This window comes from Pseudomonas sp. KK4, from assembly GCF_001984065.1.
Taxonomy (GTDB): domain Bacteria; phylum Pseudomonadota; class Gammaproteobacteria; order Pseudomonadales; family Pseudomonadaceae; genus Aquipseudomonas.
In genome coordinates this window covers 25013-36146 of record NZ_LYVP01000053.1, presented here as the reverse complement: position 1 = coordinate 36146, position 11134 = coordinate 25013, and the positions used below count along the sequence as shown (strand labels likewise).

10 protein-coding genes are annotated in these 11134 nt (G+C 57.4%); 1 reads left to right on the top strand and 9 read right to left on the bottom strand.

The window, feature by feature from the left end; translation table 11 throughout:
- Positions 1 to 458: 458 nt before the first annotated feature.
- From B0W55_RS18060 to B0W55_RS18050, 3 genes are all read right to left on the bottom strand, one after another.
- Positions 459 to 698, bottom strand: coding sequence for a lipopolysaccharide assembly protein LapA domain-containing protein (locus B0W55_RS18060; RefSeq protein WP_077047288.1), 240 nt, complete (start codon positions 696 to 698; stop codon positions 459 to 461).
- A 27-nt stretch (positions 699 to 725) separates the two neighbouring features.
- Positions 726 to 1019, bottom strand: a complete 294-nt coding sequence (ihfB, locus tag B0W55_RS18055) for an integration host factor subunit beta (protein WP_077047287.1) — start codon at positions 1017 to 1019, stop codon at positions 726 to 728.
- Between the two features lie 153 nt (positions 1020 to 1172).
- On the bottom strand, positions 1173 to 1457 hold the full coding sequence (locus B0W55_RS18050; protein WP_077047286.1) for a hypothetical protein: 285 nt from the start codon (positions 1455 to 1457) through the stop codon (positions 1173 to 1175).
- 495 nt (positions 1458 to 1952) lie between these two features.
- Between B0W55_RS18050 and B0W55_RS18045 the strand changes: the two genes are divergently transcribed.
- On the top strand, positions 1953 to 2618 hold the full coding sequence (locus B0W55_RS18045) for a metallophosphoesterase (protein ID WP_256576341.1): 666 nt from the start codon (positions 1953 to 1955) through the stop codon (positions 2616 to 2618).
- Between the two features lie 324 nt (positions 2619 to 2942).
- On the opposite strand, the gene rpsA is transcribed toward B0W55_RS18045, so the two are convergent.
- The 6 genes from rpsA to serC all read right to left on the bottom strand — a co-directional run bounded on the left by rpsA (position 2943) and on the right by serC (position 10981).
- The gene (rpsA, locus tag B0W55_RS18040; protein WP_077047284.1) at positions 2943 to 4634 is read right to left on the bottom strand and encodes a 30S ribosomal protein S1; all 1692 of its coding nucleotides are present in this window, start codon (positions 4632 to 4634) and stop codon (positions 2943 to 2945) included.
- A gap of 119 nt (positions 4635 to 4753) precedes the next feature.
- The gene (gene cmk / locus B0W55_RS18035; RefSeq protein ID WP_077047283.1) at positions 4754 to 5443 is read right to left on the bottom strand and encodes a (d)CMP kinase; all 690 of its coding nucleotides are present in this window, start codon (positions 5441 to 5443) and stop codon (positions 4754 to 4756) included.
- The gene (locus B0W55_RS18030) at positions 5440 to 7647 is read right to left on the bottom strand and encodes a bifunctional prephenate dehydrogenase/3-phosphoshikimate 1-carboxyvinyltransferase (protein WP_256576342.1); all 2208 of its coding nucleotides are present in this window, start codon (positions 7645 to 7647) and stop codon (positions 5440 to 5442) included. The genes cmk and B0W55_RS18030 overlap by 4 nt, the downstream gene beginning before the upstream one ends.
- A 28-nt stretch (positions 7648 to 7675) precedes the next feature.
- Positions 7676 to 8788 carry a histidinol-phosphate transaminase gene (hisC, locus tag B0W55_RS18025; RefSeq protein WP_077047281.1) on the bottom strand — a complete coding sequence of 371 codons (1113 nt, stop codon included), beginning with the start codon at positions 8786 to 8788 and terminating at the stop codon, positions 7676 to 7678.
- A 13-nt stretch (positions 8789 to 8801) separates the two neighbouring features.
- Positions 8802 to 9896 (bottom strand): prephenate dehydratase, encoded by a 1095-nt coding sequence (gene pheA / locus B0W55_RS18020; RefSeq protein ID WP_007939916.1) that lies wholly within the window; start codon positions 9894 to 9896, stop codon positions 8802 to 8804.
- On the bottom strand, positions 9896 to 10981 hold the full coding sequence (gene serC, locus B0W55_RS18015) for a 3-phosphoserine/phosphohydroxythreonine transaminase (protein WP_077047289.1): 1086 nt from the start codon (positions 10979 to 10981) through the stop codon (positions 9896 to 9898). The genes pheA and serC overlap by 1 nt, the downstream gene beginning before the upstream one ends.
- Positions 10982 to 11134: the final 153 nt, after the last annotated feature.

The window sequence follows — 11134 nt, the reverse complement described above, 5'->3', positions numbered from 1 at the left end:
CGCCCCTTCCTTCACATGCAACCACAAGCTATAGATACCCCGGATTTGATTCATGCCTGCCAACGACCAAAGCGCCATCAGACTCGTGCCAGCAACAGGCCACCGCCCCAGCTTTTCGTAGTGACCGCATCTACTTGGCTACACCTATGTCCGGGAGGCTCAGGCGGTTAACAGGGCTACACGTATGGAGCTCCATAGGATTTACTATCTCAATTTTGCACAAAAACCACGAACATTCGATTACGCTACGCTATCAATCCTATAAGCGTGGGATTTCCATCATGCAGCATCGATGAGTTTAAAACGAGCGAATGATAAACGAGAAAGTCTTAGAATTAGCGCTTATTTATGGAAGCGAAGTTTACTTGACGTACCGAGAATCACTTCTCATTTTGTGCAGCCAAGCATCAGCAACAGCTAATACCTGCTCTTATGAGCAACCACGAAGAGGCCTTTAATCAGGTAAGCCGTCGGCGAGAAAACCGGTATATGCGCCCAAAAAACAAACCTAATACAGGACTGATCACCATACCAGCCAAGAGCGCGGCCACTAAAACGAATGATATCGGAAGCTCCGGCCCCTCCCACCCCAGGAACAGCAGCGTGACCGATTGCTGATTCTCAAGCATGAATGCCAAAATCACGAAAATCAGTAACAGCATAATGATCACAAGCAATACGCGTTTGATGTTACGCATAGTAAGTTCCTTAAATGGCGGCGACTGTCAAAGCCCCTCTTCTTCCTCGTTCACGCGATCACGCAACTCTTTACCTGGCTTGAAATGCGGAACGAACTTTCCATCAAGACTGACAGACTGACCGGTTTTTGGATTACGCCCTACTCGCGGCGCGCGGTAGTGCAGAGAGAAGCTGCCAAAACCTCGGATCTCGATACGATCACCTGTGGCTAGACATTGGGACATTTGCTCAAGCATGGTCTTGATGGCCAACTCTACATCCTTTGATGAGAGCAGCCCTTGATGGGTGACAATTCGTTCGATCAACTCCGACTTCGTCATATTTTTCCCTTCTTTTTCAAGCAGCTAGGAAAATCGCTCCCACGGTTTTAGCATGCCTGCATGAATTTGAAAAGCACGAGTTTCGGCGCCTTTCTGTAAGCCACGCACGGCTTGGGCCTGAGGCTTCAAAATCCACACTCCACACCTACGCATTCACCTGCAGATTACCAACATGGTGCGCGTCAGATAGCCAGCTGGATTGAACCCGAAAGGGAAATCGCCCTCTTCCTTCGCATCATCAGACCTTGCGACAACTTTGTACCCCGAAGCCTTACACTCCCTATCCGCTCGCTTGCGGCATTTCTCCCAACCTGAACCCAACCCCGAACAATCGATTTCGATTCCACTGACCCCCCGCACTGCATGCGTCTTCGCATTAGTGGTGCAGCCCACCAGTGCCAGCATTGCCATTGCCATCGCCAAAATGAGCTTGTTCATTTACTTCCTTATGCCAGACAACCGCCTGAACGTCGTTCGGAAATGCCCAAGACTAGCTGCATTTAATCGATTGATCCCCTAAAAGAGACATCGCTTTGGGCACATTCGTTTCACGGCTAAAGAAACACCCATCCAGACCTGATGAGTCAAGTTTTAAGGCGGCAAATCCCCCCAGAACCTCATCATCATATCCGCGCCTGACGGTCGAGACGGTGCATATCATAGTTGGTGCACCTTCCCTTGATTACCCACGCCAAAAACGCCCACTCAAATGAAACGATCACTCCGCTAACGTAAGCTAGGATCTGCATCCAGAAAACAAGGACTACAGCCCCCTCTTCGGATACCAATGCCAAACTACCTTGTTTATCGCTATACCATAAAGTGATATGCTCGACGATTATCCGCTACTTGTACAAAGTCTCAATGCAAAAACACTTTCCCGCTAATGCCGTTAAGACATATCCCCCAAACCAAAACGGCCGAGACTTTGTCGTGGGCGACATACATGGACACTTTGAACTACTAAGATCACTAATCAGCCAAGTTAAATTTGATACGACCCGAGATCGAATTTTTTCTGTAGGCGATCTTATTGATCGAGGGCCAAACTCAGCACAAGTTACCGTATGGCTTCAAGAGCCTTGGTTTCATGCAGTGCGAGGAAATCATGAGCAAATGCTCATTGAATGCATCTCTGGCACGGGAGATATACCAAGGCATATAAGGAATGGTGGTGCATGGATATATGACCTACCCCCCTACGTTCAACTGGACATAACCCACACTCTGCATCAACTTCCGATCATGATCGAAATCGAGCTTTTAGATAGCCGTAGAGTAGGCATTGTTCATGCCGAAGCACCAATCTTACTTGACACTGACACTTGGCAGGAAGCCAAGAACTCAATCAACGGCAACTTTGGTCAAGAAAATCAACAAAATGCTTTAACAATAGCGCTCTACTCACGAAAAAAAATTGAACGTAGCGATACATCTACCATCAAAGGACTATCGAATCTTTATGTTGGCCACTCTACGGTGCCCAGCGTCATAAGCCTAGGCAATGTATCTTACATTGATACTGGCTGCTCATTTGGCGATGGAGCCTTAAGTCTAATCGAATTAACATCTGGCGCTGTATTCTCAGAAACCATGTAGACGCAGACAATTGCACTTACAGCAAACCAAAGTACACACGCGATAACTGCCCCACCAATCACTTGCTCAGTTGATAATGTTTTTAGGCCATGTAAATCCGCCCTCTTTGATTTCAGCCAGCACCATTTAGTGAGAGGTCCGATACCCTTTTCTATTCAAGCTCTAGCAACTCCATGCCCAACCCTCACTCTCAGAACGGAAGCTATTTCAATAGCAAAGGCGCAACGATTCATTGCGAAGTATTTTAATCGACCAAACGCCAGTCCAAATTTCGGACACAAAAAAGGGCGACCGAAGTCGCCCTTTTTTATAGAAAGTCAGAACTTAGTTCTGCTTTTCCATTTGTGCACGCAGCAGGTCACCCAGGGTGGTGGCTACTGGAGCATCCGAAGCTACTGGCTTGTCGCGCAGGCTCTGGATGGCTTCTTTTTCGTCTTCCACGTCTTTCGATTTGATCGACAGCTGGATTACACGGCTCTTGCGGTCAACGCTGATGATCTTGGCTTCTACTTCTTCGCCTTCTTTCAGAACGTTACGAGCGTCTTCAACGCGGTCACGGCTGATTTCGGAGGCTTTCAGAGTTGCTTCGATATCGTCGGCCAGAACGATGATGGCGCCTTTGGCGTCAACTTCTTTCACAGTGCCTTTAACGATGGCGCCTTTGTCGTTAACCGAGACGTACTCGGAGAACGGGTCGCTTTCCAGTTGCTTGATGCCCAGGGAGATGCGCTCGCGCTCTGGGTCAACCGACAGGATAACGGTGTCCAGTTCGTCGCCCTTCTTGAAACGGCGTACGGCTTCTTCGCCCACTTCGTTCCAGGAGATGTCGGACAGGTGAACCAGGCCGTCGATGCCGCCGTCCAGACCAATGAAAATACCGAAATCGGTGATCGACTTGATGGTGCCGGAGATTTTATCGCCCTTGTTGAACTGGCCAGAGAAGTCTTCCCATGGGTTCGACTTGCACTGCTTGATGCCCAGGGAGATACGACGACGCTCTTCGTCGATGTCCAGAACCATAACTTCCACTTCGTCGCCGACTTGTACGACTTTCGAAGGGTGGATGTTCTTGTTGGTCCAGTCCATTTCGGAAACGTGTACCAGACCTTCAACGCCTTCTTCCAGCTCAGCGAAGCAGCCGTAGTCGGTCAGGTTGGTTACACGAGCGGTAACGCGAGTGCTTTCTGGGTAACGGGCTTTGATAGCAACCCATGGATCTTCGCCCAGTTGCTTCAGGCCCAGGGAAACACGATTGCGTTCGCGATCGTACTTCAGAACCTTGACATCGATCTCGTCGCCAACGTTGACGATTTCCGATGGGTGCTTGATGCGCTTCCAAGCCATGTCGGTGATGTGCAGCAGGCCATCGACGCCACCCAGATCGACGAATGCGCCGTAATCGGTGAGGTTCTTGACGATACCTTTGACTTGCTGGCCTTCCTGCAGGGATTCCAGCAGAGCTTCACGCTCGGCGGAGTTCTCGGCTTCGAGGACGCTGCGACGGGAAACGACAACGTTGTTGCGCTTCTGGTCCAGCTTGATGACCTTGAATTCCAGCTCTTTGCCTTCCAGGTGCGTGGTGTCGCGCACTGGACGGACGTCAACCAGGGAACCTGGCAGGAACGCACGGATGCCGTTAACGTCGACAGTGAAGCCGCCTTTAACCTTACCGTTGATAACGCCCTTGACCACTTCCTCGGCTGCGAAGGCAGCTTCCAGAACAATCCAGCATTCAGCGCGCTTGGCTTTTTCACGGGACAGCTTGGTTTCACCAAAGCCGTCTTCAACCGAGTCCAGCGCAACGTGAACTTCGTCACCGACGTTGATGGTCAGATCGCCAGCGTCGTTGTAGAACTGCTCAAGCGGGATGAGTGCTTCAGACTTCAGGCCAGCGTGAACGGTTACCCAGCGAGCCTGGTAATCGATATCAACGATAACACCGGTGATGATGGAGCCTGCCTGAAGGTTCAGGGTTTTCAGGCTTTCTTCAAAGAGTTCCGCAAAGCTTTCGCTCATTTTAATTCCTGTTGATGAGGGCGAAGAATACGCCCATCTCCACATCCCAGACGATGTGGGTTAGTTTCATTTAAAAGAAGCGCCACAGGACTATGACTGGTCCCCTGCGGCCCTCTTGGTCACCCGGCGATATCGCGAATGGCGATCTCGCTCATGATGCGTTCCAGCACCTGATCGATGGATAATTCCGTGGAATCCAGCTGTATGGCGTCAGCCGCCGGTTTGAGCGGGGCTACCGCTCGCTGGGTGTCACGCTCATCGCGTGCACGTATCTCATCTAGCAGACTCGACAGACTAACACCATCGACTTTGCCCTTCAACTGCAAGTATCGACGGCGCGCACGCTCCTCGGCACTGGCAGTGAGGAAAATCTTCAGCGGCGCGTCCGGAAACACCACCGTCCCCATGTCCCGGCCATCGGCCACCAGGCCCGGCGCTTCCTGGAACGCACGCTGACGCTGCAGCAGCGCCTCGCGTACGGCGGGCAATGCAGCCACCTGGGAGGCACCGGAGCCGACGCTTTCGGTACGGATCACATCGCTGACTTCGTCGCCTTCCAGAATGATGCGTTGCAGCTGACCGTCGGTCGCCGCGATGAACTGCACATCCAGATGAGCGGCAAGTTTTTTCAGGAGCTCTTCGTTCGTCAGGTCGACGCCATGGTTATGCGCGGCAAAGGCCAGCAAACGGTAAAGCGCACCGGAATCCAGCAGGTTCCAGCCCAGACGCTTTGCCAGAATCCCGGCGACGGTGCCTTTGCCGGAGCCGCTTGGCCCATCAATGGTGATGACCGGTGCAATGTTCTTCACGACTGAGCCTCTTGGGCAACGCGGATGCCGACTTGCGCGCACAGCGCGAGGAAGTTGGGGAACGACGTCGCGACGTTGGCGCAATCATGGATGCGGATTGGCGCCGAAGCGCGCAACGAGGCCACGCTGAAGGCCATGGCAATCCGGTGGTCGCCGTGACCGTGCACTTCGCCGCCGCCGATCTGGCCACCGTCGATGATGATGCCGTCCGGGGTCGGTTCGCATTTGACGCCCAGTGCCAGCAAGCCATCGGCCATGACCTGGATACGGTCCGACTCCTTGACTCGCAACTCTTCGGCGCCGGTCAGCACCGTGCGCCCTTCAGCGCAGGCCGCCGCCACGAACAGCACCGGGAATTCGTCGATCGCCAGCGGAACCAGTTCTTCCGGAATCTCGATACCCTTGAGTTTAGCTGCACGTACGCGCAGGTCCGCTACGGGTTCGCCGCCGACTTCACGCTGGTTTTCCAGGGTGATGTCAGCGCCCATCAGACGCAGGATGTCGATGACACCGGTGCGAGTCGGGTTGATGCCGACGTGCTCGAGCACCAGCTCAGAGCCTTCGGCGATCGACGCGGCCACCAGGAAGAACGCCGAAGACGAGATATCGCCCGGCACTTCGATGTGGGTCGCGGTCAGCTTGTTGCCGGACTCGACCGATGCCGTGGCACCGTCCACGGTCACCGGGTAGCCGAAGCCACGCAGCATGCGCTCGGTGTGGTCACGGGTCGGCGCAGGCTCGGTGACGGTGGTCTTGCCATCGGCGTACAGACCGGCCAGCAGCAGGCAGGACTTCACCTGGGCACTGGCCATCGGCATGGTGTAGGTCAGGCCCTTGAGCTTGTGGCCACCACGAATGGTCATCGGCGGACGACCGTCGGCCGCGGTTTCGATCACGGCGCCCATTTCCCGCAGCGGATTGGCCACGCGGTTCATCGGGCGCTTGGACAGCGACGCGTCACCGGTCAGGGTGCTGTCGAAGTCCTGCGCGGCCAGGAGGCCGGACAGCAGGCGCATCGAAGTGCCGGAGTTGCCGAGGTAGATCGGACCCGGCGCAGGCTTCAGGCCATGCAGGCCGACGCCGTGAATGGTGACGCGACCGTGGTGCGGACCTTCGATCACGACACCCATGTCACGGAATGCCTGAAGCGTGGCCAGGGCATCTTCGCCTTCGAGGAAACCTTCCACTTCGGTGACGCCTTCGGCCAGGGAGCCGAGCATGATCGAGCGGTGGGAAATCGATTTGTCACCCGGTACGCGAATCCGACCGGACAGGCGGCCACCAGGTTGAGCCAGGAAAATCAGATCGTTGGAATTCATAGCGTCCACATAGGCCCTGCGGGCCAGGATTTTACTGAAATGCTCGCGGGCAACCCGGGCGCGAGTGAAAACGCCCAACAATTGGTGCCCATCCCCTGCATCGACCGCGTCGCGCAAGGCGTCGAGGTCGCTGCGAAATGTATCGAGTGTGCGCAGGACAGCTTCGCGGTTGGCGAGGAAGATGTCGTGCCACATGACCGGGTCGCTTCCGGCGATTCTCGTGAAATCGCGGAAACCGCCCGCAGCGTAACGGAAGATCTCTAAATTTTCATTGCGCTTGGCCAGCGAATCGACCAGGCCGAACGCCAGCAGGTGCGGCAGATGGCTGGTGGCGGCCAGCACTTCATCGTGACGCTCGACCTGCATGTGCTCGACATCGGCGCCCAATTCGCGCCACAGGCGATCAACCACCGCCAGGGCGGCCGGATCGGTCTGCTCCAGCGGTGTCAGTATCACTTTATGCCGACGGAACAACTCGGCATTGGAGGCTTCCACCCCGCTCTGCTCGGAGCCGGCAATCGGATGGCCCGGCACGAAACGCGCCGGCATGCCGCCAAAGGCTTCGGTCGCGGCGCGCACGACATTGCCCTTGGCACTGCCGACGTCGGTCAGGATCGCCCCGCCCAGGTCCATGCCTGCCAGGCGCGCCAGCAGTTTTTCCATGGCCAGGATCGGCACCGCCAGTTGAATCACGTCCGCGCCCTGGCATGCCGCCACCAGGTCGTCTTCGCAGCGATCCACCACACCCAATTCCACCGCGAGCTTGCGCGACTGCGGATCGAGATCGACGCCCACCACTTCGCGGCACAGGCCACTTTCGCGCAAGCCCTTGGCAAACGAACCGCCGATCAAGCCCAGACCGACCACCACCAGGCGGCCGATCATAGGTTGCGCAGATTGCAGTGCAGTGACATCAACCACGAGCCAGAACCTTGGTCAGCGCCTCGAGGAAGCGGCTGTTTTCCGCTGGCAAGCCAATGGTGATGCGCAGGTGGTTGGGCATGCCGTAGTTGGCCACCGGACGCACGATCACGCCCTCGCGCAGCAAGCCCTGGAACACCGGAGCTGCTTCGCGACCGATATCGACGCAGATGAAGTTGCCCTTGGACGCAATCCAGCTCAGCCCCAGCTCGCGGAAACCGGCTTGCAGTTGCTCCATGCCGGCCTCGTTGAGGCGACGGCTTTCAGCCAGGTACGCTTCATCCTTCAATGCCGCACAGGCCGCAGCCAGGGCCAGGCTGTTGACGTTGAACGGCTGACGCACGCGGTTCAGCACATCGGCGACCACCGGGGTGGACAGACCGTAGCCGACACGCAGCGCCGCCAGGCCATAGGCCTTGGAGAAGGTGCGGGACACCAGCAGGTTCGGGTACGCCGCGAGGAAATCCAGGCCGTCCGGCAGATCGCTGCCTTCGGCGTACTCGATGTAGGCCTCGTCCAGCACCACCAGCACGTGCTCTGGCACATCCTGCAGGAAGTCATCCAGCGCCTGGGCATCGAACCAGGTCCCGGTCGGGTTGTTCGGGTTGGCGATGAACACTACGCGGGTGTTGGCATCGATCGCCGCCAGCATGGCCGGCAGGTCGTGCCCCCACTCCTTGGCCGGTACGACCTTGGCCTGGGCGCCGACAGCCTGGGTGGCGATCGGGTAGACCGCAAAGGCGTGCTCGCTGAACACCGCGTTCAGGCCTGGCGCCAGGTAGGCGCGCGCGACTAGCTCGAGGATGTCGTTGGAACCGTTGCCCAGGGTCACCTGGTTGATCTCGACGCGGCACTGTTCAGCCAGCAGCGATTTCAGCTCAAAGCCGTTGCCGTCCGGATAGCGGGTCAGTTCGGCCAGCGCATCGCGGATGGCCGCAAGAGCCTTGGGACTGGCGCCCAACGGGTTTTCGTTGCTCGCCAGTTTGACGATGCTGGCCGGATCGAGATCCAGCTCGCGGGCCAGTTCGTCCACGGGCTTGCCCGGAACGTAAGGCGAAAGTTGTTGCACGCCCGGCTGTGCCAGAGCGAGGAAATTGCCACTCATTTGCTACCGCCCCTTAGAGAACTGCTTTCGGGTAGGAACCCAGCACTTTGAGTGCCACTGCTTCCTGACTGATCTTTTCCAGCACACCTTTTACCAGCGGATCGCGGTGGTGGCCGACAAAGTCGATGAAGAACACGTAGGTCCATTTGCCACTGCGCGACGGACGGGTCTCGATGCGCGTCAGGTCGATGCCGTTGTCGTGGAACGGCACCAGCAACTCGTGAAGCGCACCGGGCTTGTTGCTCATGGAGACGATGATCGAAGTCTTGTCGTCGCCGGTCGGTGGCACTTCCTGGTTGCCGATCATCAGGAACCGCGTGGAGTTGTCCGGACGGTCCTCGATCTTTTCGGCCAGACGGGTCAGCCCGTACAGGCCGGCCGCCATGTCGCCGGCGATCGCCGCCGAGTTCCACTCACCCTTGACCCGCTTGGCCGCTTCGGCGTTGCTGGACACCGCCACACGCTCGACATTCGGGTAATGGGCGTCCAGCCACTTGCGGCACTGGGCCAGGGACTGGGCGTGGGAATAGATGCGGCTGATGCTGTCGGTCTTGGTGTTTTCACCGACCAACAGGTGGTGGTGAATGCGCAGCTCGACTTCGCCGCAGATCACCATGTCGTGCTCGAGGAAGCTGTCGAGGGTGTGGTTGACCGCGCCTTCGGTGGAGTTTTCCACCGGCACCACGCCAAAGTTCACCGCACCGGCCGCCACTTCACGGAACACTTCGTCGATCGCCGCCATCGGCTTGCTGATCACGGCGTGACCGAAGTGCTTCATGGCCGCCGCTTGAGTGAAGGTGCCTTCAGGGCCGAGGTAAGCCACTTTCAACGGCTGCTCAAGGGCCAGGCACGAGGACATGATTTCGCGGAACAACCGCGCCATCTCTTCGTTGCCCAACGGCCCCTGGTTGCGCTCCATCACGCGCTTGAGCACCTGAGCTTCGCGCTCGGGACGATAGAACACCGGCACTTCGCCTTCGGCCAGCGAGGCCATCTTTACTCGCGCGACTTCCTGGGCGCAGCGCGCACGCTCACTGATCAGCTCCAGGACCTTCTCGTCCAGGGCGTCAATGCGCAGGCGCAGTGCCTTGAGTTCTTGCTCAGACATTAGCCGTGTTCCTTCTCGAACTCTGCCATGTACGCCACCAGCGCGTTGATCGCGTTGATGTCGACGGCGTTATAGATGGAGGCGCGCATGCCGCCCACGGAACGGTGGCCCTTGAGGTTCAGCAGGCCGCGCTCGTCGGCGCCGGCCAGGAACGGCTTGTCCAGACGGTCGTCTGCCAGGCGGAATGGCACGTTCATCCACGAGCGGTCCGATTTGTTGATCGGGTTGGTGTAGAGGCCGCTGGCATCGATGAAGTCATACAGCGTGCGCTGCTTCACATCGTTGAGCTTGCCGATGGCCTCGACGCCGCCCTGCTCTTTAAGCCATTCGAACACCAGGCCGGACAGGTACCAGGCCAGGGTCGGCGGGGTGTTGTACATCGAGCCGTTGTCGGCCGCGACCTTGTAGTTGAGCATGGTCGGGCAGAACGAGCGGGCCTTGCCCAGCAAGTCTTCGCGAATGATGTTCACCACGATGCCGCTCGGGCCGATGTTTTTCTGGGCGCCGGCGTAGATCATGCCGAAACGCGAGACATCGACAGGACGCGACAGGATGTCCGAGGACATGTCGGCGACCAGCGGGACGTCAGCGGTTTCCGGGATCCACTGGAATTCCAGGCCGCCGATGGTTTCGTTCGGCGCGTAGTGAACGTAGGCCGCGTCCTTGGACAGCTTCCACTCGTTCTGGCCGGGAATGGCGAAATAGTCGTAAGGCTTGGCGGTGGCGGCAACGTTCACGTGGCCGTAGCGCGAGGCCTCTTCGATGGCTTTCTGCGACCAGATACCGGTGTCGATGTAGTCGGCGCTGCCGCTTTCGGGCAGCAGGTTCAGCGGAATCTGAGCGAATTGCTGGCTGGCGCCGCCCTGCAGGAACAGCACTTTGTAGTTCGAGGGGATATTCAGCAGATCCCGCAGGTCCTGCTCGGCCTTGGTGGCGATGGACACGAACTCATCGCTGCGATGGCTCATTTCCATGACCGACAGGCCCTTGCCGTGCCAGTCAAGGAGTTCACCCTGGGCGCGCTGCAGGACAGCTTCGGGAAGCGCCGCAGGACCGGCGCAGAAGTTATAGGCTCTCTTGCTCACATCCAATCTCGCTCTGATTTGGTGGTCACGCATTAATCACAACATCAATCACCACGAAACCAATGTGGGAGCGGGCTTGCTCGCGAAAGCGGTATTGCAGGCGACATCCGTGCTGAATGTCAGACCGTCTTCGCGAGCAAGCCCGCTCCCACC